This window comes from Vibrio sp. R10-SF1-ISO8 (assembly GCF_059833805.1).
On the sequence record NZ_JCBDHL010000021.1, the window covers coordinates 651,977 to 672,803 of the forward strand.

Annotated in this window: 19 protein-coding genes, 1 other RNA gene and 1 pseudogene; 15 read left to right on the forward strand and 6 right to left on the reverse strand. The window is 45.6% G+C overall.

Annotation, left to right across the window (positions count from 1 at the left end; genetic code table 11):
* Positions 1–13: 13 nt before the first annotated feature.
* On the reverse strand, positions 14–1,885 hold the full coding sequence (locus AC6R00_RS21100) for an MFS transporter (protein WP_500641809.1): 1,872 nt from the start codon (positions 1,883–1,885) through the stop codon (positions 14–16).
* A 7-nt stretch (positions 1,886–1,892) separates the two neighbouring features.
* The gene (locus tag AC6R00_RS21105; RefSeq protein ID WP_494504724.1) at positions 1,893–2,483 is read right to left on the reverse strand and encodes a WHG domain-containing protein; all 591 of its coding nucleotides are present in this window, start codon (positions 2,481–2,483) and stop codon (positions 1,893–1,895) included.
* 194 nt (positions 2,484–2,677) lie between these two features.
* On the opposite strand from AC6R00_RS21105, the gene AC6R00_RS21110 reads away from it, so the two are divergent.
* The gene (locus AC6R00_RS21110) at positions 2,678–3,562 is read left to right on the forward strand and encodes a Tim44 domain-containing protein (protein ID WP_500641810.1); all 885 of its coding nucleotides are present in this window, start codon (positions 2,678–2,680) and stop codon (positions 3,560–3,562) included.
* A gap of 124 nt (positions 3,563–3,686) precedes the next feature.
* Positions 3,687–4,007, forward strand: a complete 321-nt coding sequence (locus AC6R00_RS21115; RefSeq protein ID WP_004748255.1) for a DUF1244 domain-containing protein — start codon at positions 3,687–3,689, stop codon at positions 4,005–4,007.
* A 93-nt stretch (positions 4,008–4,100) separates the two neighbouring features.
* On the opposite strand, the gene AC6R00_RS21120 is transcribed toward AC6R00_RS21115, so the two are convergent.
* The gene (locus AC6R00_RS21120) at positions 4,101–5,168 is read right to left on the reverse strand and encodes a pyridoxal-phosphate dependent enzyme (RefSeq protein ID WP_494504726.1); all 1,068 of its coding nucleotides are present in this window, start codon (positions 5,166–5,168) and stop codon (positions 4,101–4,103) included.
* A 123-nt stretch (positions 5,169–5,291) separates the two neighbouring features.
* Here AC6R00_RS21120 and AC6R00_RS21125 point away from each other — a divergent pair, with 123 nt between their 5' ends.
* From AC6R00_RS21125 to AC6R00_RS21135, 3 genes and pseudogenes are all read left to right on the forward strand, one after another.
* Complete coding sequence (locus AC6R00_RS21125; protein ID WP_272785327.1) at positions 5,292–5,759, forward strand: Lrp/AsnC family transcriptional regulator; 468 nt, start codon at positions 5,292–5,294, stop codon at positions 5,757–5,759.
* Between the two features lie 97 nt (positions 5,760–5,856).
* Positions 5,857–6,195 carry a hypothetical protein gene (locus AC6R00_RS21130; RefSeq protein WP_500641811.1) on the forward strand — a complete coding sequence of 113 codons (339 nt, stop codon included), beginning with the start codon at positions 5,857–5,859 and terminating at the stop codon, positions 6,193–6,195.
* A gap of 21 nt (positions 6,196–6,216) precedes the next feature.
* Positions 6,217–6,888 (forward strand): annotated as a pseudogene (locus AC6R00_RS21135) (YHYH protein); the annotation flags it as partial.
* A gap of 41 nt (positions 6,889–6,929) precedes the next feature.
* Here the strand turns inward: AC6R00_RS21135 and tesB are convergent.
* Positions 6,930–7,790: an acyl-CoA thioesterase II gene (gene tesB / locus AC6R00_RS21140; RefSeq protein ID WP_500641812.1), complete on the reverse strand. Its 861-nt coding sequence runs from the start codon at positions 7,788–7,790 to the stop codon at positions 6,930–6,932.
* Between the two features lie 193 nt (positions 7,791–7,983).
* Here tesB and AC6R00_RS21145 point away from each other — a divergent pair, with 193 nt between their 5' ends.
* Positions 7,984–8,412: a YbaY family lipoprotein gene (locus tag AC6R00_RS21145; protein WP_500641813.1), complete on the forward strand. Its 429-nt coding sequence runs from the start codon at positions 7,984–7,986 to the stop codon at positions 8,410–8,412.
* Between the two features lie 18 nt (positions 8,413–8,430).
* On the opposite strand, the gene AC6R00_RS21150 is transcribed toward AC6R00_RS21145, so the two are convergent.
* A complete protein-coding gene (locus AC6R00_RS21150) occupies positions 8,431–8,733 on the reverse strand; it encodes an MGMT family protein (RefSeq protein ID WP_500641814.1) in 303 nt (100 codons plus the stop codon).
* Between the two features lie 49 nt (positions 8,734–8,782).
* On the opposite strand from AC6R00_RS21150, the gene AC6R00_RS21155 reads away from it, so the two are divergent.
* The 4 genes from AC6R00_RS21155 to AC6R00_RS21170 all read left to right on the forward strand — a co-directional run bounded on the left by AC6R00_RS21155 (position 8,783) and on the right by AC6R00_RS21170 (position 12,281).
* Positions 8,783–9,523: a VP0952 family biofilm-associated protein gene (locus AC6R00_RS21155; RefSeq protein ID WP_272785322.1), complete on the forward strand. Its 741-nt coding sequence runs from the start codon at positions 8,783–8,785 to the stop codon at positions 9,521–9,523.
* A gap of 156 nt (positions 9,524–9,679) precedes the next feature.
* Complete coding sequence (locus AC6R00_RS21160; protein ID WP_500642218.1) at positions 9,680–11,689, forward strand: diguanylate cyclase domain-containing protein; 2,010 nt, start codon at positions 9,680–9,682, stop codon at positions 11,687–11,689.
* A 127-nt stretch (positions 11,690–11,816) separates the two neighbouring features.
* Positions 11,817–11,913: signal recognition particle sRNA small type (gene ffs, locus AC6R00_RS21165), an RNA gene on the forward strand.
* Positions 11,914–11,999: 86 nt separating this feature from the next.
* Positions 12,000–12,281, forward strand: a complete 282-nt coding sequence (locus AC6R00_RS21170; protein WP_500641815.1) for a hypothetical protein — start codon at positions 12,000–12,002, stop codon at positions 12,279–12,281.
* Positions 12,282–12,337: 56 nt separating this feature from the next.
* Here AC6R00_RS21170 and AC6R00_RS21175 read toward each other — a convergent pair whose 3' ends face one another.
* Positions 12,338–13,120 carry a substrate-binding periplasmic protein gene (locus AC6R00_RS21175; RefSeq protein WP_500641816.1) on the reverse strand — a complete coding sequence of 261 codons (783 nt, stop codon included), beginning with the start codon at positions 13,118–13,120 and terminating at the stop codon, positions 12,338–12,340.
* Between the two features lie 221 nt (positions 13,121–13,341).
* On the opposite strand from AC6R00_RS21175, the gene AC6R00_RS21180 reads away from it, so the two are divergent.
* From AC6R00_RS21180 to copI, 5 genes are all read left to right on the forward strand, one after another.
* Positions 13,342–13,719 (forward strand): hypothetical protein, encoded by a 378-nt coding sequence (locus AC6R00_RS21180; RefSeq protein ID WP_500641817.1) that lies wholly within the window; start codon positions 13,342–13,344, stop codon positions 13,717–13,719.
* A gap of 147 nt (positions 13,720–13,866) precedes the next feature.
* A complete protein-coding gene (locus AC6R00_RS21185; protein WP_500642219.1) occupies positions 13,867–15,156 on the forward strand; it encodes a TolC family protein in 1,290 nt (429 codons plus the stop codon).
* Between the two features lie 17 nt (positions 15,157–15,173).
* On the forward strand, positions 15,174–16,886 hold the full coding sequence (locus tag AC6R00_RS21190; RefSeq protein WP_500641818.1) for an efflux RND transporter periplasmic adaptor subunit: 1,713 nt from the start codon (positions 15,174–15,176) through the stop codon (positions 16,884–16,886).
* Positions 16,883–20,053: an efflux RND transporter permease subunit gene (locus AC6R00_RS21195; RefSeq protein ID WP_500641819.1), complete on the forward strand. Its 3,171-nt coding sequence runs from the start codon at positions 16,883–16,885 to the stop codon at positions 20,051–20,053. Before AC6R00_RS21190 ends, AC6R00_RS21195 begins: the two co-directional genes overlap by 4 nt.
* A 62-nt stretch (positions 20,054–20,115) precedes the next feature.
* Positions 20,116–20,652, forward strand: a complete 537-nt coding sequence (copI, locus tag AC6R00_RS21200) for a copper-resistant cuproprotein CopI (protein WP_500641820.1) — start codon at positions 20,116–20,118, stop codon at positions 20,650–20,652.
* Positions 20,653–20,827 lie beyond the last annotated feature (175 nt).

Sequence of the window (20,827 nt, forward strand, 5' to 3'; positions counted from 1 at the left end):
ATCGTGATTGGGTTTAACGCCAATCGCCTCGTAATGTCGCTACTTTATCATGCATAACGGATGTAGAAGCATTTTCTGGGTCAACCGGCTCGCCGACTTCAATTTCAATTTTCGACCAAAAACGTGTTGGTAACCCTTTGCATGCAGAACCTTTGTGACGACTGAAGTAACTACCCCAAAGTCCTTTAAGTGCAATTGGAATGACAGGCACAGGACTGCGCTTAATAATGATATCCATCCCGCGCATGAACTCATTCATCTCACCGTCGGAAGTGAGGCGTCCTTCAGGGAAAATACACACGATATGACCTTCAGACAGCGCTTGTTCAACATCATTAAATGCTTTGACGATTGAGCGACGATTGCCGGCCGAAATAGGGATAACACCAGCACGTTGCAAGAACCGTTTTAGTGGCGGCAAGTTGGCGTACTCTTCTTCCATCACAAAACGGATCAGCCTTGGACACACCGCGCTGAGCAGCAAGGCATCCATGTAACTCACGTGGTTGCACACGAGTAAAGCGCCACTTTTTTCTGGTAAGTTTTGCGTATTCTTATGGTTGACTCGGTACATGGTATGGGTGATAACCCACATTAAAAAACGCACCACAAAAATAGGCACTTGCATAAACAAGTAGCCCGCCACTAACAGGTTGAGTACTGCCAACAGCAAAAATAGCTGTGGAATGGATAGCTCAATAATGGTTAAGCAGACAATGCCTAAAACAGCGCTTCCAACCATAAACAGTGAGTTATAGATGTTTAGCGCAGCGATAACCTGAGCTCGCTCGGTGACTTTTGCTCTTTGCTGCATAAGAGCATACAAGGGAACAATAAAGATACCACCTGAAGCTCCAAGTAACAGCAGATAAGCAAACACTGACCACAAAGGTTTGTGCATGACAAATTCGCTAAAGCTCGCAAACTCAGGTAACTGCTGAGGAACGGACGTTGCCATTAAAGCACCAAAAATGGTGATGCCTAAGCTACCTAACGGCACAATACCGACTTCAATTCTATGGTTAGACAGCTTGTCACAAGCTAGCGAACCCACCGCAATACCGACAGAAAACAATGCGAGTAAGAAAGATACCGCGCTTTCGCTACCGTTAAGATAGAGCTTAGTGAAATTCGGGAACTGAGTAAGGTAAGCCGCACCCAAGAACCAAAACCAACTGATTGCCATCAGTGCGCGAAAGATAGTTTTATCCGCTTTAGCAATAGCGATGGTTTTCTTAGTTTGCTTAACTGGCTGCCATTTGAATTTAAGATCCGGCGCACTTGCAGGTGCTTCAGGAATAGAACGGCTAGAGATGTAACCAAACACGGCAAAGAGCACAACACAAGCCGCCGCTACGTACTTGGCGTTTTCAGCTGACGCAATCACCCCAGCACCAAGCGTACCCAGCAAGATTGCGAGGAAAGTACCGGTTTCAACTAACGCGTTACCTGGAACCAGTTCGTTAGGCTTTAACTGCTGGGGTAGCAGGGCGTACTTTACTGGGCCAAAAAACGCCGATTGTGTGCCCATAAGAAACAGTAGTATCAGCAAGATAACGTAGCTTTCAGTGATAAAGCCGATTGCGCCCAAGCACATTATGCCGATCTCAGCGAGCTTCACCTTGCGAATGAACCAAGCCTTTTCGTATTTGTCGGCAAGAACACCTGCGGAGGCAGAGAAAAGGAAAAAGGGAAGAATGAACAGCCCTGCCGCTAGGTTGATAAATAAGTTGCTAGAAATAGGTAGCGCACCCGCTCCCGCAAATGCGACGAACAGTAATAAGACATTTTTGAAAATGTTATCGTTAAAGGCACCAAAAAACTGAGTAACGAAGTAAGGCAGAAAGCGCTTCTGTCCTAATAGGGAAGTTTGGCTATTCGACATGCATAGATTACCAGTTGCTCAAATAATTAGAGAGTAGGTTTTCGATCAGCTCTTTTCCATCAATCGGTTCAGCAGCAAAGAATTTATCGTCGACACTTAACAGTGTTATACCGTGAACGCCAGACCATAATACGCGACTTGCTTGAAGCACTTCCGCTTGGCTACGTTCTGGTCCAATCAATTGCAACAGTTGTTCAAGCATACCTGTCATGGAATCAATACGTTGGGCTTGCCATTCTGGCAGCGTTTCACCATTCATGTTGTGCTCAAAGATTAGCTGCCAGCGATGTGGGTGATGCTGCGCAAAATCATGATAGCAGTAGGCAAGTTCATACAGCGCTGACTTTGGATCTTGGCACTGAGAAACCACTTCTTTCGCTTCTTCCGAAAGCTCATCTAGGGTTTGAGCCACAGCGTGAAGTAGTAATAGATTATAACTACCAAAGACATTCACTAGAGTACTTGGAACATAGCCGATCATCGTCGCTATCTTTCGCAAGCTCAACTCGTGATAGGTGTTGCTTGCCAAAAATTCTTTAACAGTATTTAGCGTAAGCGCGATAAGTTCTTCTCGCGTATGATCGTTTCTTCGGGCCATGGTGAGTAATCTAAAATGAACAATGTTCAATATTCTAATGAGCCACTACCTATATCGTCAACAACCGCATGGGTTATTTGCAATATTCTGATACATGTGTCGGAGACGTTTTGGTTTGAATATGGGGCTGCTAGAGTTAATATAGTGTAATAAGTATAAGTTTATAACCTTGACAGGAACCTCAAAGGAAGAATATGAAACGACTCTTTTCCCTTGTTGCTCTACTGATGGTATCGGTTGCGATTACTCCAGTAGCAGAAGCTAAGAAGTTTGGCGGCGGCAAATCGTTCGGCAAGAGCTTCAAAACGGCGCCAGCACCAAAGCAGCAACAGCAAAACACAAACTCGATTGGCAAAGACCAAGCGGGTAAAACGCAAAGCTCAAGTAAAAAAGGTCTGATGGGCGGCTTGCTAGGTGGTTTACTTGCGGGCGGTTTACTTGCTGCATTCTTTGGTGGTGCATTTGAAGGTATCCAGTTTATGGATATTCTTATCATGGGTCTGATTGCATTTGTTATCTTTAAACTGATGCGCGGCATGCTTGGTGCTAAGCAGGGCAGTATGAATCAGAACCGTCAACAACCAGCATTTGGTGGTTCTTCTGCGCCTAAGTTTGAACAACCTAATGTTCACAACTTTGAACAGCCACAAAACAGTGGTGCTCAAACGGGTGGTTTCGGTTTTGGTGCTCAAACAGATGTACCACATAACTACCCACCGGGCTTTGACCAAGCGGCTTTCGTTAATGGTTCTCGTGAGCATTACCGTATTTTACAAGGTGCTTGGAACCACAATCAACTTGAAACGATTGAAGAATACGTATCGCCAAGCTTGTACCAAGACCTCAAGTCAGAGCGCGCTAAGCTTGAAGGTGAGCAGCACACTGATGTGATGTATGTTGATGCCGAGATTGTACGTGCGGATTACGATGCAAGCAAAGCTCAACTAAGCCTTCAGTTTAGCGGTCGCTACCGCGACGCGGTTGAAGGTATTGAAGAAGATATTACCGACGTATGGCACTTAGAGCGTGATCTTACTGCACCAAATGCGCCTTGGTTAATTGTTGGTATTCAAGCTTAATAAGCTTTGAAACCGAAAAACGCCTGAGCATTTTGCTCGGGCGTTTTTGTATTGAGGTTACTCTAAGTAGGCTGATACAATCCTGGAACAAAAACAACGAACAAACGATGAGAAGGTAAGTAAAGTGGCTGAATTTAAATACAAAAATCTATCCCAAGAAGAGCAAGATAAGCTAGACGCGGCGGTGTTTCGTCGTCTGCTTACACATCTGGATGACAACAAAGATGTGCAAAATATCGATCTAATGATTTTGGCAGGCTTCTGTCGTAACTGCTTCAGTAAGTGGTACAAAGCTGAGGCGGAAACACAAGGTTTAGATCTAGATATTGATGACGCTCGCGAACGTGTTTATGGCATGACTTACGATGAGTGGAAGCAAAACCATCAACCGAAAGCGACACCAGAGCAATTAGCGGCATTTGAAGCGCGTCAAAACAAAAAGTAATCATTAGGTCCACGGACCCTAGACATACAAAAACCGCCACTCAATGAGTGGCGTTTTTTTTAAAGCCGTTTACAGCGGAGGTATCACTTCCAATTAGCTAATCTGGCCTGTCGTTTCAAATTCTTCTAGCTTGATAGAGTAAGGCTGCGTATCACCAATATTCTCTTTAACCCATTCTGCGTTGTAGTAAGTATCTAAGTAACGCTCACCGCTATCGCATAGTAGAGTAACGATAGAGCCTTTTTCTCCGCGCGCTTTCATTTCGCTGGCCAGTTGAAGTACGCCGTAAAGGTTTGTTCCGGTAGAAGCACCCACCTTACGACCTAGAATTTTCTCTAGCCAATGCGCGGTTGCGACTGATGCTGCATCTGGAATAGTGCGCATTTCATCAACGACACCAGGAATAAAGCTTGGCTCTACGCGTGGGCGGCCAATACCTTCAATTTTGCTTCCATTATTACCGGTTAAACTCTTATCACCTGTTTTGAAGTAGTCGTGGAATACTGAGTTTTCAGGATCGACTACGCACAATTTGGTGTCGTGTTGTTGGTAACGAATGAAACGACCAATAGTCGCTGAGGTACCACCAGTACCTGGACTCATTACAATCCAAGCGGGTACCGAGTGATCTTCCATTTCCATCTGGCTGAAAATTGAGTTGGCGATGTTGTTGTTACCACGCCAGTCGGTTGCTCGCTCAGCATAGGTGAACTGATCCATATAGTGGCCATTCAATTCTTTAGCTAGGCGGTGTGACTCCGCATAAATTTGATCTGAGCGATCTACAAGGTGAGCTTGGCCACCGTAGAACTCGATCTGCTCGATTTTTTTACGTGCTGTAGATTTTGGCATCACAGCAATAAAAGGCAGGCCAAGCAAGCGAGCAAAGTAGGCTTCTGATACGGCAGTGCTACCAGAAGATGACTCGATAATTGTTGTCTCTGGGCCTACCCAACCATTACAAATGGCATACAGGAACAGAGAGCGTGCCAAGCGGTGTTTTAGAGAACCTGTAGGATGTGTACTTTCGTCTTTCAGATAGACGTCGATACCCTCAATACTTGGAAGGTCTAGCTTGATTAGGTGAGTATCTGCGCTGCGTTGGTAATCGGCTTCGATTTTGCGAACTGCATTGTTAATCCAGTTATGATCAGTACACATAAGGTTTCTCCTTCAAATCGTTATGAGGTTAATTTACCTAGTTATAGAGAGAAAAGCTTTGCTAAATTTGTTGTCATTTGCGTATTATGGAGAAAAATTTTCTACTTTGAGAAGTGTGTGGATATGGATATTGATAAAATTGACCGCAAGATGCTCGACCTATTGCAAAACGACGCAACACTGTCGCTCAACGAACTGGCGGAAGCGGTTAACCTGACCACGACACCGTGTTGGAAGCGCCTGAAAAAGCTTGAGGAAGCGGGAGTTATTCAAAAGCGAGTCGCCTTGCTTAACCCAGAAAAACTCGATCTTTCATTCACTGCGTTTGTACTCGTTAAGACGAGTGATCACTCTCACGAGTGGTATAGCCAGTTTGTGTCTACTGCGTCAGAGTTCCCTGAAGTGATGGAGTTCTACCGCATGGCTGGGGAGTACGATTACATGATGAAAGTGTTGGTAAAAGATATGCAGTGCTTTGACCACTTTTACAAAAAACTGGTTAACTCTGTCGAAGGTATTTCCAATGTGACGTCCACGTTTGCCATGGAACCTCTTAAATACACCACAGCCCTTCCAATATGCCATACGTAAAGAAGTGTATGGCAGGGTAAAGCCAAGTAAAGCTCATTTTTAAACCTGTTAAGTGTGACTAATCTGACAGCAAACACACGTAACAGGGATGAATAAAATGTCAGCGTTACCATCAACTCATGCCATGAGTTTAGCCATTGCAGCAGCACTACTTAGTGGCTGCAATGGCGGAGATGACTCAAGCAGCGCCACATCTACACCTTCGGTATCAGGTAATAACATCACCAATCTTTTGTTTACTAATCTTTCGGGTGATTGCCAACAATATCTAGGTACCTTTTTTTCAACCGTGAATGACATTCAACGCTCCCTCATTTACACAGGTCAAACGCAGATAACGTCGAGTGGTAGTAAGTGCGTTGTTCAGTCAAATGCGATTCCTAACCATGACTTCAATGATGTGACGGCTTCATTTGCCACCAACGTCTCCGAGTAATCGACCTACTATGAGTTTACCGCTTCACCTAGCTTTGCAGGTTCTACTACTGCGTTAAGCTTAGGGACCTCAGAAGCCACTCTTCTCAACGGCGTTAAAGTCGATCTGTTGGCGGCGGCTTGCTACGGCGTGGGAGATGAACGTACGGGGTGTGGTCAGAGTGAAATCAACAATCCTTGGCGCTACGACCCGATGTCGTCTCTAAACGGCTTTGGTACCGATATTCACAATGCACATGTACAACCTACTGGGGAATATCATTATCACGGTAATCCCGTTGCTATGTTTGTCCAAGATTGTGTGGGGGGAGAAGCCTCTCCAGTGATAGGCTTTGCCGCTGATGGGCTCCCAATTTATGGCAGTTGTTTCCTAGATAGTTCAACCAGTCAGGTTCGTAAAGCGACGTCAAGCTACCGTTTGAAAACGGGGGCGCGTGTTGATGTGGGTAGCTATACGGCTCCTGTTGTGGGTGGCAACGTTGTGAGCAGCAATTATGACGGGCAGTTTCGCGGCGATTGGGAGTACTCTGCAGGGTTGGGAGACCTTGATGAATGTAACGGTATGACAGTGAATGGTCAGTATGGCTATTACGTTACCGACACATTCCCCTGGGTGATAAACTGTTTTAAAGCTAGCGTTGATAGCAGCTTTAGTGGCTTTAGCATAGAACGGTCACATGAACATACACATTAAAAAAGCCTCCGTTAGGAGGCTGATTTTGAAAATGGGAGAGTCTACTCAGTAAAGCGCATGACGCCCTCTTGTACCGCAGAGGCCACCAAATCACCATTGCGATTATAAATTTCGCCACGTACTAGGCCACGAGTGTTGCTCGCGGTTGGGCTTTCAATGACGTACAACAACCATTCGTCCATCTTGAATGGGCGGTGGAACCAGATCGAGTGATCGATGGTTGCCACTTGGAATTTTGGAGTCATCAGTGAGACGCCGTGAGGGTGAAGAGCAGTCACTAAGAAACCCCAGTCAGAGGCATAGCCAAGCAAGTACTGATGGATCAATTGATTATCTGGCATTTCGCCGTTCGTTCTAATCCATAGGTACTGTTTAGGTTCAACTTTCTCAGGTTTTAAAGGATTGACCACAGTGACAGGACGCATTTCAATTGGCTTTTCGCCACAGAAGGTCTTCTTAAGTTTTTCTGGTAAAAAATTAGCAATACGTTCCGCTAACTCTGACTCAGAAGCATAGTTTTCAGGGCCCGGGATATCAGGCATGGTATTTTGGTGCTCAAAGCCTGGCGCTTCACCGTGGTAAGACGCCGTTAAGTAGAAAATCGGCCGACCATTTTGAATGGCTTTAACACGGCGAGTACTAAAACTACGCCCATCACGTAGGTTCTCCACGTCATAGATAATCGGCTTTTCAGGATCGCCTGGGTAGAGAAAGTAGCTGTGAAATGAATGCACAGTACGGTCTTCATCAACGGTGTAACGCGCTGCTGATAAGGCTTGACCGATTACTTGACCACCATAGACTTGAGGAAGCCCTAAGTTTTCACTTTGACCTCGAAACAGGCCCTCTTCTAGCTTTTCAAGTTGGAGCAAGTCCAGCAATTCACTTAGAGGTTTACTCATTTTCTCTACCTTTAATCTTTATATCTAGGTGGTATTTTACCCGGTTTAGTGACAAATAAAACAGTTGTTTGATTTCTATGTCAGGCAAAACTCAACATAGTTAAAGTCTTGTCAATAATCATCGAATTGCAATGACAAGCTAATAGAGGCTACTTATAATTCTCGAAAATCTAATAAGTTAAGAGAGTATTCAATGAAGAAAATGTTCGCGCTAGTCGCTACAGCAGTACTAAGTTTAGTACTTGTCGGCTGCCAATCTCCTGAGACAACGCAAGCACAAAATAAAGTCGAAAGCGTGACCGGAACCGTCTCCTATAGAGAGCGAATTGCATTGCCAAAAGGTTCATTGATTACAGTGACCTTGCAAGATGTCTCTTTGGCGGATGCTCCTGCTAAGGTGATCGCTAAACATCGATTTGAAACTAATGGAGCGCAGTCGCCGTTTGAGTTTGATTTGGCTTACCACACCTCAAAGATCGATTCGCTTCATCGCTACAGTGTCAGTGCTCGTATCGAAGTGAACGGCAAGCTACGCTTTATCACTGATACTATTTACCCAGTAATTACGGATGCTGATAAGACAGAGAATGTTGATCTGCGACTTGTTGGCGTTCGTAACTAGTGATTTGCTCTGGCAGCTTTAGGGCTGCCATCGATAGAGCCTTAGTTTCACTCTTCCATCGTTAGTCACTTCCACCCCTTCCTCAATTAACGCTTCACGTTGGCGTACTAAATCTTGCCCTTTTAGTGAAATTCTACCTTGACTATTAATCACGCGAAACCAAGGTAGTTTACTGTCAGCAGGTAGGTTCCCTAGCGCTTTTCCTACATGGCGTGCGTAACCGGGATAACCCGCCATTTTTGCGATCTCGCCGTAAGTACTGACTTTTCCTGAGGGAATTTGGTGAATTACTGCAAAGATTTGCATTAAAAACTGGTCCATAATGACAGTGTCCTAGTACAGATTTCCAAGGAATGGATAAGGAGAGGGCATGGTATTTTCTACATTTCAGTTCTTAGTGACAACTCTGTTAGCTGTTGTTTGTGCTCGAGCTATCAGCATAAGCGAGGGCGATATTCCTGTATTAGCCTTGGTGATCCCTGCGCTATGGATTTTCCCTCAAGGCGGTCTTGTTGGCTTGGTATTAATGGCCGCGATGACAACCTACGGTTTAACCCTTCCTCATCAACCTATCACACTTTCAGTTAGCTTGTGGGTCTTATTTCCTTTGTTAATGGTGGCTTTTTCAAGACGCAGTAGTCTCGGTGTGGTACTCACTAGCTTCTTAATCGTCGCGACCTTACTGATAGGTATTATGGTCACGCAAGCCGGAGATAAGCTAGCAGGAGAGCCTATTGTCACGCTCGTTCAAACCCTATCGGTTGCCGTTATATGGTGGGCCGCGTCACACTGGAAACCGTCGAACAAGCACAGCTGGTGGGCTCTTGGATTAATTCTTCCTCTCTGGATAGCAGATCTCTCTTATGCTGCATTAATCGCTTTATGTATCACCGGAATCATGGCTTCGATGGAGAGCTTATCTCAGCTTAAAACCTTTCGCTGGAGTAAGTTACTTTGTTGGACATTGCCAACGGTTGGTTTTGCTGCCTTGGTTGTTTCGCCCAATATTGAAGTACCGAACCCGGTGTTTGTGGTATGGATTTGCCTACTAGGAACGGCTTGGATGACGGACTACATTCTCCGCAGTGTCGAAGAGAATCAAGATATATAATAAATCCACTTTTTTGACTGAAGATGCAGGCTTGGCATATGTAACTTGTTGTGTCAGAATTGCCGAAAATCTGCTCTGGTCAGTTAAGGAAAGGCTTAAACCAATATGGCAACTTACTGACGTGCCATAACTATTCAAAAGGGATTTATGAGCGAAATGGGTCTTATCTGGCGAACGACTCTACTTATCATTAGCATATTCTGCGCGCCTTCAGCGATGAGTAATGTTGCCTATAAAGTAGGGATTGAAGCCGATGACTTCGTCACGCGTACCCTTTTTGATGCAGTTTCTGAACGCTTTGGTATTGAGATTGAATACGTCTACTACACGAGCTTTAGCGACATTCTTGAGGCGGTTAAGAGCGGAGAGGCAGATTTTGCCGCAAACGTGACTTATACCCCAGAGCGTGCCAAGTACTTCGACTTCTCAAGTCCAACCAACATTGAATTTACCTATTTATATAGTGCCCATAATGACACGTTAGACTCGGCGGACATTATTGGTATCCCGGAAGGGACCATCTATGGTGAGCTTATTGCGGCAAATTATCCCCATATTACTCAGATTGAGTATGCTGGTCATGATGAAGCAAAGTCGTTACTAGAAACTCAAAAAGTGGATGGTATTGTTGATGCGATCAACCAATTAAAGCCTATGTTGTTGGCAGGTTACGATGCGCAGCTTCTGAATCACCAACTGTCGATCAAACCTGTCTCGATTATTGCACCCAAGCAGATTCATCGAGATCTGCTTAAAACTATAGAGTCTTACATTCATACCGCTGGAATTCAGAAACGTCTTCGTGAATCAGTTAAACGGTATCAATTTGAACTCCGTCAGCAAGCGCTGCGTCAATCAGTCATAGACAGTAATCTAAATCTTAATCGCACCTATCGAGTAAAACTCGAACCCGTAGGGCAATACGCGATGTACCACAAAAATGGACAAGTGACAGGGATCAGTGCCGATGTGGTCTTGCAAGCGTGTGAGATTTTGATGCTTAACTGCCAAGTGGTGAGTGATGCAGAAGAGACATGGGAAAGTATGTATCAAGACTTAGTGGCAAAGCGAATCGATATTCTCGCTCCTCTAATTGTTTCTCACCAGCGTAAACAGATTGCGGAATTCAGTGACCCCTATTACTTCCCTGAAGTCGTGATGATCAAGCGAGAAGGCTATAAAGACAATGTTTATAGTAATGTTTCTGAACTAATCGTAGAAGAAATAGGCGTATTAAAAGACGATTTTTTTGCGGATCTTTTGACGCAATTACTGCCAAACAAAGAGCTGCGTTCTTACACGACATCGCAGCAAATGTTTTATGCTCTACTCAGTGAAGAAATTGACTATATGGCGATTACTCGCGCAAGTTTTAACAAGAGATTGCGCGACTCAAGTGATTTATTGCCCCTAGAAGAAGATAAAATGATTGGCAGTTTTTATCGCTCTGATATTGCGATTGGCTTTGCCAAAAATGACATGGGTGCGAGCTTAGCTCCGCTGTTTACCCGTGCGATAAAGATGCTAGATATTGCTTCACTGATAGAGCAATATGACTATCAGCCTAACTGGCGTGCAACGTTGCAAGCAGAACAAGCCTTCTCGCGGAAAAGCCATATCCTTTTTGTCATGGTGATTGGTTTTATGTTGATTGTATCGATGTACCTACACAGCCAATCCAATACTGATCCTTTGACTCGTCTAAAGAATCGTCGGTCCATGCATCAGAGGTTTCTCAGTGGTGTAAATGCTGATCTTACGGTCATCTATCTTGATGTGAATAAATTCAAGCAAATTAATGATACATATGGACATGAGGTGGGCGACCAAGTGTTAAAAAGTGTCGCAGCGCACATTGAAAAAGTATGGAAGGGACGTTGCTATCGTATCGGTGGTGATGAGTTTATCCTGATTGGTAAAGTAGACAGAGAAGAAGTGAGCTCATTACTTGAAAAACTGCAGCGTGTTCCTTTTCAGTCTCAAGAGCAACAGTTGTCATTTGATATATCAGTGGCTATTGGCATTTCATTGCCAAGGCGAACATTTATGAGTTTGCAAGAAGTGCTCAACGAAGCCGATGAAGCGATGTATCAGCATAAACAACAGTCAAAACAGTGCGCTAATGAAGAAGTGCATGGCGATAAAAACGTCCACTACCTCAATTAATGGTTACTGACTAAGCAGTTGAAACGAAATGAGGCGTTTTCTTCGGTGTTAGACTTGAAATACCCCAGCGGATGTTTGATAATCCCCTCACTCCTTAGCGATGCTAAGGAAGCAGAATCTATGGAGGCCCTGGTCCTCCCGCAACAATAGCTCGTGAACTCGGTCAGGTCCGGAAGGAAGCAGCCGCAGCGAGTGACTTGTGTGCCGGGATGTGGCTGGGGCTTCCACCCATTTAAAACGCCGCTTTTACTAGCGGCGTTTTGCTATCTGCCTACCTAGTTTTTTATTTGCAGTTTTATTCAATTCTTCGATGTTTGCCCTTGCAGCTTTTTTGCAGATAGGTAGCTTTACCAGCGATATGGCGATATGGCGATATGGCGATATGGCGATATGGCGATATGGCGATATGGCGATATGGCGATATGGCGATATGGCGATGTGTACCAGTGTGAGTAAAGAGTCTATGGCTTCTGGCGCCGCGAAAATGACCACTCGTGATTTTGCGATTGGTAGCTTCTTAATGGTCAACGGCGGTAAGAACTTTAAAGGTGAGCAAGTTATGCTTAATATCTTTTACCAGCTAGCTAAATAGATTTACTCGCAAATCACCCCACTAGCCTATGCTAGTGGGCTTTTGGAATACAGGTGTCAATCAACTGGTTGAACTCCAGATGGTGAAGAATTGATCTGCTTCTCTACATCAATGATTTTCTGATACTCCCCTGACTTTATGAGTTGTTCGATCCCTAAACGAAGGGCTTCTTTGAGTTCTTGGCTGCGGCTGAGGTTTTGCTTTGAGAACATCACATACATGTCATTTTCGATAATCGGTTTGGGATGCACTTTGAGCTGATTAATTTGCATGGCTGGAAGTAAATTGCCAAGCATATAGTAGCCACGTTCTAGCCCTGCGGGGTAGGCGTCAATTCTATGCTTGCCAAGCTTAATGAAATTGACGTCATCAGAGTTTGATATTTCGAGCTTTACCCCGTTAGATTGCATTAAGCGGGTTACTTCATATTCTTGAGTCGCACCGATTTGATATTGGTTGAGGTCGGCTATGTCTTGCCAGTCAAATTGGCTATTGCTGTGATAAAAGAACACGATCTTTTGCACAAATAATGGTGATGAGAATAGGAATAATGCTTCCCTTTCACTGTTTTTAAACCAAGGGAAAGTCCCGTCGTACTTGTCTGTTTGGGCGTAGCGATATGCGCGACTCCAAGGGTGATACTCAATTTTGACTTGATAACCCTGTGTGGCAAAAGCGGCGCGGACTAGCGTCTCTGAGATTTTATAATTGGAGTTGTCTTGGCTACTGGTGTAGGGCTCCCAATCGCCGACCACAAGGTTAACGGATTTGTTAACAGCCTCTGCGCTGCAAAACGATGAGTAACTCAACAACAGTAGTAATGCGACAAGCTTACCCATAGTGTGCACCTTGATTATTCCTACCTACAAATTTAGATGACAATTTACTTAATAAGTAGTTTGGGACCTCAATATGACGTTTTTGTTTCATTACAAGCGGTTTAAGCCGCAGAGTTTTGGCTTAGGGTCTAAGTTTTTGTCATTGGATAGGTAAAGAGTGATTGACCCTCCCCTTAGGGTAAGGTTTAGCATAAACGAGATTGTTCATTATTAGGTGCGTTATGACGTTCAGAGTCAGCCAAAAAATCTGGATTGTTGCGTTCAGCATGCTTTCGATGCTGTTTTCGACCTTATCTAGTAGTGCGCCTTTAATGAGCTTTGAAATGATGGACGCAAGCTCAATGCATCATTCTCAAAGTGCATGCAATATGCCGATGAAATCTAATCTAGAAGAACATTCCCCGATGATGATGGAGGAATGTGAGTCCGAGCCTAGTCAGCACATGTGCTGCGACGTGATGTGCATGACAGTCTTTGCTTTGCTTAATCACTATCAGCCAGTCCACTCGACTTCTAGTCACCTTGCTCTTATTGTCCGTGATGATAGGAGTGTGCCGATCAACCAAACGTCCTCTCTGTATCGCCCCCCAATAGCGTAACTCGTTTTCTATTACTTCATCTCTTTGCGATTTGTTCGTGAAGAGGCGCCTTTATGCCTTTTTAGGCACATAGAAACGGATTACTACGTGAAGACTAAACCAACCTGTCTGGCACTTACGCTAAGTGCAGCTTTGTGGTTTGCCCCGATTGCTGCATTGGCTAAGGCCGATTTAGCAACGCAGCCACCTCGCGATTTACTGACGCAGATGATTGATACTGCGTTAAACAATGACACCAATCGTAAGCAGCTCTACGCCCAATCACTCGCAATGAGAGAAACGGGTATTGCTAACTCAACCTTAATGGACCCAAAACTGAAAGTGGGGTTTGGCGGTTTGCCAACCGAAAGCTTTAAGTTTGATGAAGACCCAATGACCAACATTTCAGTAGGTTTGATGCAGCAGTTTGAACGGGGCTCGACACTCGAACTGCAACGTAAGAAAGCGAACCAACAAGCAGATGGCGTGACACTGCAATTGCAATCGCGTGAACTAGAGGTTGCTAATGCGATGACTCAGCTGTGGTTAGAGTTGGGTTATTTGCAACAAGCTGAGCAGATTCTGCAAGAAAACAAACAGTTACTCGTCGAGCTACAGGGCTTTATTCAAACCAACTATTCAATTGGTAAGAGTGAATCTCAAGACTTACTCAATGCCCAGCTTCAAGCCAGCAAGCTTGATGAGCAACTGCAAGCCAACAGCCAAATGCAAACTCGATTGATCTCTCAATTTTCTGAGTGGCTAGGCATTGGCTGGCTCAATCAACACAGTGATTTGCGAGCGAGCAATCAGTTAGATTGGCACAGTTTGGCAACTAAGCTAGATAGCAACGCAAACCAAACCGACCACTTCGAGTTACTTAAACGACATCCAATGGTGCAGATGATCGATGCTTCGATAGCTGTGAATGAAACTCAGGTCAATATCGCCGAACAAGCTTATACACCTCAAGTTGGTGTTGAAGTGATGTATGCCTATCGACAGGCAAACAACATGATGGGCGAGCCTGCCTCTGATCTTGTCAGCGCCTATCTGACTGTCGATGTTCCGCTGTTTACGGGCAATCGACAAGATAGAAACCTAGCCGCAGCGCAGTATCAAGTTGGGGCGACTAAGTCTCAGAAAGATACTTTGTTGGCGCAGATGAATGCCCAAGTGAACGCGTTGCTGGTTGACGAGCGCAATTTAAATCAACGACTCGAACGCTACCAAACCACCTTACTACCTCAAGCGCGAGCAAGAATTCTCGCCGTCGAGCGGGGCTATCAAAATAACACAGCGCAGTTTAGTGACGTGATAAGCGCCACTAGAGATGACCTTGCCTTGCAATTAGAACAGCAACGTTTATTGACCGATCTAAACATCGTCAAGAGTAACTTAGCGACGCTATTTAGCGCTTTCGAGTTTCAGGTCTCGCTACCTGAAATCACTCAGTAGAACAATAAGGAACAATGATGAAAACATTTAAGGTAGCGACGATCGCACTATTGATTGGTGGTGGTATTGGCTTTGGTGTAAGCCAGTTTTTGCCAAGTCACTCATTGATGAAAGTGGCTGATGCTGCGGCTCCAAGTAAGGACTCAAATGAGCCTTTGTATTGGGTGGCACCGATGGACCCAAATTACCAACGCGATAAACCGGGTAAATCGCCGATGGGCATGGATCTCATCCCTGTCTATGCCGAGGATATGACTTCAGATACCAACAAGCCGGGCACTGTGACGATAGACCCATCGGTAGAAAACAACCTCGGAGTGAAAACCGCGGCAGTTGAGAAGCAGCGATTGTCACCGAGGATTGAAACCGTTGGTTACGTTGCGTTTGATGAAAGTCGTTTATGGCAAACCAATGTGCGTGTTGCCGGCTGGGTTGAAAAGCTCAATATCAATGCGGTAGGAGAAAAAGTCGATAAGGGTGAAGTGTTATTTACGCTCTACTCTCCAGAGCTAATTAAAGCGCAAGAAGAGTTACTCAACGCCTATCGAACCGGTCGAAGTGGTTTGGTGACAGGGGCGACCGAGCGCTTGGTGACCTTAGGAGTAGATCGCGCACAAATTAAAGCAATCAAGAAGCGTGGTAAAGCGTCTCAATCTATCGAAATTAAAGCGCCAGCGGATGGCGTTATCGCGAGCTTGAATATTCGCGAAGGTGGGTACTTATCTCCAGAGCAAGCGGTGATCAGTGCAGGCCCGCTGGAAGAAGTCTGGGTTGATGCAGAAGTCTTTGAGCGCCAAGCCCACTGGATGCAAGCAGGCAGCATCGCCACGATGACACTTGACGCTATCCCTGATGGTCGATGGCAAGGGGAAGTGGACTATGTCTATCCCATTCTTGATCCGAGTACGCGAACTTTGCGGGTACGTCTGAAGTTCCCCAACCACAATGGTGAACTCAAACCGAATATGTTTGCCAATATTGCCTTGCAGCCCGTTACCCAAGAGTCGGTATTAACTGTCCCTAAATCTGCCGTGATTCGCTCCGGAGGAATGACCCGTGTAGTGCTTGCAGAAGGCAACGGAAAGTATCGCTCTGCGCGCATCAATGTGGGTCGAGAAGCAGGCGAGAGTGTCGAGGTACTTGAAGGACTTACCCTAGGCGATAGTGTTGTGACGTCGGCGCACTTTATGTTGGATTCAGAATCTAGCCAATCTGCCGATCTGTCGCGAATTAATGGCATTGAGCCACCAGCTGAGACTGTTTGGGCTCAAGGTGAAATTACCGATGTAATGGCAGGGCATCGAATGCTGACCATCAATCACCAAGCCGTTCCTGAATGGCAATGGCCGGGCATGGTGATGAACTTTAGCGTAGCTGAGCAGCTAAACATGCAAGAGCTGAAATCGGGCCAAGCCATAGAGTTTGAGATGCAAAAGACGCCGGAGGGTCAGTATCAAATTGTTGATTATCGAGTCGGTGACAGTGTTGTCGCCAATGAGGTGTGGGTAAGCGGAGATATCACCATGTTGATGGCGGACTTCGGCATGATTACCTTACAACATTTACCTGTCGCGGAATGGGATTGGCAGGCCGGAGAGATGAACTTTTCGGTGGGTGATGAAGTGGATTTATCTGGGTTTGAAGAAGGTCAGAAAGTTCGGTTTCTAGTTGAAAAGCAAGGGGCGGATTACCTACTTAAGCAAATCACGGTGAGTGAGGAGCCAGTATGATTAGTGCGATTATTCGATGGTCGATCAGTAATCGCTTCTTAGTACTGATTGCGACTTTAGCTTTAACCTTAGGTGGTCTTTATAGTCTGAAAAACACCCCAGTGGACGCTATACCCGATCTTTCCGATGTTCAGGTGATCATCAAAACCAGCTATCCCGGTCAAGCGCCTCAGGTTGTGGAGGATCAGGTCACCTATCCACTGACAACGGCTATGCTTGCTGTTCCCGGTGCGGAAACAGTGCGGGGTTATTCATTCTTTGGTGACTCATACGTCTATATCATTTTTAACGATGATACCGATATGTATTGGGCGCGTTCACGCGTACTTGAGTATCTCAGTCAGGTGGCGCCGAATCTTCCTTCTGGGGCGAAGCCCACGCTCGGGCCTGATGCCACAGGGGTAGGTTGGGTATACAGCTATGTCTTGCAAGACAAAACAGGTCAACACGATCTGTCTGAGTTACGCTCGCTGCAAGATTGGTTTTTAAAGTATGAGCTGCAAACTGTTGATGGCGTGTCTGAGGTTGCGACTGTTGGCGGAATGGTAAAACAGTATCAAGTACAAATTGATCCGGCCAAACTCCGTGCTTACAACCTGACGTTGCAACAAGTCAACAAGGCAATTCAGCAAGGCAACCAAGAAACAGGTGCTTCAGTCATCGAAGTGGCGGAAGCGGAACACATGGTACGTACCACTGGTTACCTATCGAGTGTTGAAGATATTCAATCCTTACCACTTAAAGTGACAGACGAAGGAACGCCTCTGCTACTCGGTGATATCGCAGATATTAACCTAGGCCCTCAAATGCGCCGAGGTATTTCTGAGTTTAATGGTGAAGGTGAAGCGGTTGGTGGCGTGATCGTGATGCGATTTGGTGAAAACGCCAGTGAAGTGATCACTAACGTCAAAACCAAACTCGCAGAACTGCAGCGAAGTCTGCCTCCTGGTGTTGAGATTAAAGCGACCTATGATCGCTCGACTTTGATTGATTCGGCGGTGGAGAATTTATGGAAAAAACTGGCAGAAGAGTTCATCGTTGTTGCGATTGTTTGTGCCTTGTTCTTGTTCCATATCCGTTCGTCGTTGGTGATTGCGCTGAGCTTACCTGTGGGGATTCTGTCTGCATTCATTGTGATGCATTGGCAGGGCATTAACGCCAACATCATGTCGTTGGGCGGTATTGCGATTGCGATTGGTGCAATGGTCGATGGGGCGATCGTGATGATTGAAAATGTCCATAAGCACATCGAGCGCACGCCTCTCAATGATAACAACCGATGGGAAGTGATAGGTAAGGCTGCTCAAGAGGTGGGCGCGCCGCTGTTTTTCTCGCTACTGATCATTACCTTGAGCTTTGTTCCTGTGTTTGCGCTAGAAGGCCAAGAAGGCAAGATGTTCTCACCACTTGCGTTCACTAAAACCTATGCGATGGCGGCTTCTGCAGGTTTAGCGATTACGCTAGTGCCTGTTCTGATGGGCTATTTCATTCGTGGCAAAGTGCTGCCAGAGAGCAAAAACCCAGTAAATAAGGCGCTCATTGCGCTTTATCGTCCGTTACTTAACTTAAGCTTAACTTATCCTAAAGCCATGATTATATTGGCATTAGGTCTGCTTGCCTCTGCTTACTATCCAATGAGTAAACTCGGCAGTGAATTCATTCCGCCTCTAGATGAAGGTGACTTGATGTATATGCCGACCACCTATCCGGGGATCTCTATTGGTAAAGCGCGTGAGCTATTACAACAGACCAACAAGTTAATTAAGTCTGTACCAGAGGTTGAGACGGTATGGGGCAAGATTGGTCGGGCAGAAACTGCCACTGATCCGGCGCCGCTGACCATGATCGAGACCGTTATTCAACTCAAGCCCAAAGCTCAATGGCGAGAAGGGGTAACAACGGAGTCATTACGTAAAGAGTTTGATCAACTGGTTCAATTCCCTGGTTTAACCAACGCATGGGTCATGCCGATCAAAACGCGTATCGACATGTTGGCGACGGGGATTAAGACACCGATAGGCATTAAGATCGCTGGGCCTGACCTTGAGGTGATAGAGCAAATCGGTGGCGAGCTTGAACCGCTTTTAAATCAAATCAGTGGAACGGCGTCAGTCTACGCTGAGCGTGTCGCTGGTGGTCGTTACGTGACGATTGATATTAAGCGTCGCTCTGCTGCTCGTTATGGACTCAATATTCAGGATGTCCAACAAGTTATCTCTACGGCCATTGGCGGAATGAATGTTGGCGAGACAATTGAAGGGTTAGAGCGTTACCCAATCAATGTTCGTTACCCACAAGACTACCGTGATTCGGTGGTGAAACTGCAAAACCTCCCACTAGTAACACCTAATGGTGCGCGCATCGCGTTGGCGGATGTGGCTGACATTCGTTATGAAGATGGCCCTCCGATGATCAAAACCGAGAATGCTCGTCCAAACGGCTGGGTGTTTGTTGATATTGATGGTCGCGATTTAGGCTCTTACGTTAACGAAGCGCAGGCCGTTGTCAGTGAACAGCTCCGGCTACCTGCGGGTTACTCGCTCACTTGGTCTGGTCAATATGAATATATGGAACGTGCTAAGCAGCGCTTGAGCGTAGTGGTGCCAATCACCATTGCCATTATTATGTTGCTGCTTTACTTCAGCTTCCGCCGAGTAGGAGAAGTGTTGGTCATCATGTGTACTCTGCCACTGGCGATGGTGGGTGGACTCTGGCTAATGCACTACTTAGGGTACAACTTTTCTATCGCGGTCGGTGTGGGTTTTATTGCTCTTGCTGGGGTGGCGGTAGAGATAGGCGTCATCATGCTGGTTTACCTCAATCAAGCTTGGCACCAACGTAAACTCGACGCCGCGCAAAACCTGCATTCGCTACACAAAGATGATTTGACGGACGCCATTCGTGAAGGTGCCGGACTTAGGGTTCGTCCGGTGATGATGACGGTACTGACAGTCATCATAGGTTTGGTGCCAATTATGTACGGCGATGGAACTGGCTCTGAAGTCATGCAACGTATCGCGGCGCCGATGATTGGCGGCATGGCATCAGCGCTACTGCTGACTCTGCTGGTACTGCCTGCAATCTTCAAGCTTTGGAAGCAAAGAGAGCTTTCAAAGCCATCTAATGACAAACAACAGGCTTCAAATCAACAAGTTCCAAACCAATAACTTCAATCGTAGGTGGCAATGTCATTGTTGCTGCCTACAACCTAATCGTAAGGATATAAAAGATGAAAAAGACATTCGCATTGATCACAACAGCCTTGGTTAGTTCATACGCTTTCGCTCAGATGGACCATTCGATGATGAATCATGGATATATGGATCATGGTCAGATGATGGCAATGGATCACTCCAATATGGATCATTCAAACATGATGAATATGGAAGGCATGTCAGACGTTGGTATGCCTGCGACAGGCGCAAAACCTGACAAGGTCGTCCACGTTGTTCTCAGCGATGATATGACTATTCGTTTTAAGAAAGAGGTCAAGATTGAGCCTAATGATGTGGTCCAGTTTGTGGTGATGAATACGGGCAAGATAGATCATGAGTTTTCAATTGGTTCTGCAAAAGAGCAGCTCAAACACCGCGAGATGATGAAAACGATGGCGGGTCATGCTCATGATTCTGGCAGCACAGTGACCGTAGAACCGGGAAAAGCCAAACAGTTACTGTGGCATTTCCATGGTGACAATAATGTGGAATTTGCCTGCAACATTCCGGGTCACGCTGAAGCTGGCATGGTAAAAAGCGCCACCTTATAGACCCAATAGCTTCGCAAAAACGGCCAATTCCAATTGGCCGTTTTTTATTGTCAACTTAGCACGACAAACTCATACAAACTTCATATGTATTATTTGATTTTACATACGCTATCATCACTGGAACTTTATAATCTTGAGGTAGTCTGATGGCTACGCAAAACAATTTTTGGAAGTA

Coding starts and splice junctions, on each gene's coding strand:
- AC6R00_RS21125 (WP_272785327.1), top strand. CDS start 5,292: ATGGATATTGATAAAATTGACCGCAAGATGCTCGACCTATTGCAAAAC.
- AC6R00_RS21155 (WP_272785322.1), top strand. CDS start 8,783: ATGGTATTTTCTACATTTCAGTTCTTAGTGACAACTCTGTTAGCTGTT.
- AC6R00_RS21170 (WP_500641815.1), top strand. CDS start 12,000: ATGTTTGCCCTTGCAGCTTTTTTGCAGATAGGTAGCTTTACCAGCGAT.
- tesB (WP_500641812.1), bottom strand. CDS start 7,790: ATGAGTAAACCTCTAAGTGAATTGCTGGACTTGCTCCAACTTGAAAAG.
- AC6R00_RS21120 (WP_494504726.1), bottom strand. CDS start 5,168: ATGTGTACTGATCATAACTGGATTAACAATGCAGTTCGCAAAATCGAA.
- AC6R00_RS21160 (WP_500642218.1), top strand. CDS start 9,680: ATGGGTCTTATCTGGCGAACGACTCTACTTATCATTAGCATATTCTGC.
- AC6R00_RS21150 (WP_500641814.1), bottom strand. CDS start 8,733: ATGGACCAGTTTTTAATGCAAATCTTTGCAGTAATTCACCAAATTCCC.
- AC6R00_RS21145 (WP_500641813.1), top strand. CDS start 7,984: ATGAAGAAAATGTTCGCGCTAGTCGCTACAGCAGTACTAAGTTTAGTA.
- AC6R00_RS21110 (WP_500641810.1), top strand. CDS start 2,678: ATGAAACGACTCTTTTCCCTTGTTGCTCTACTGATGGTATCGGTTGCG.
- AC6R00_RS21130 (WP_500641811.1), top strand. CDS start 5,857: ATGTCAGCGTTACCATCAACTCATGCCATGAGTTTAGCCATTGCAGCA.
- copI (WP_500641820.1), top strand. CDS start 20,116: ATGAAAAAGACATTCGCATTGATCACAACAGCCTTGGTTAGTTCATAC.
- AC6R00_RS21105 (WP_494504724.1), bottom strand. CDS start 2,483: ATGGCCCGAAGAAACGATCATACGCGAGAAGAACTTATCGCGCTTACG.
- AC6R00_RS21180 (WP_500641817.1), top strand. CDS start 13,342: ATGACGTTCAGAGTCAGCCAAAAAATCTGGATTGTTGCGTTCAGCATG.
- AC6R00_RS21100 (WP_500641809.1), bottom strand. CDS start 1,885: ATGTCGAATAGCCAAACTTCCCTATTAGGACAGAAGCGCTTTCTGCCT.
- AC6R00_RS21195 (WP_500641819.1), top strand. CDS start 16,883: ATGATTAGTGCGATTATTCGATGGTCGATCAGTAATCGCTTCTTAGTA.
- AC6R00_RS21190 (WP_500641818.1), top strand. CDS start 15,174: ATGAAAACATTTAAGGTAGCGACGATCGCACTATTGATTGGTGGTGGT.
- AC6R00_RS21175 (WP_500641816.1), bottom strand. CDS start 13,120: ATGGGTAAGCTTGTCGCATTACTACTGTTGTTGAGTTACTCATCGTTT.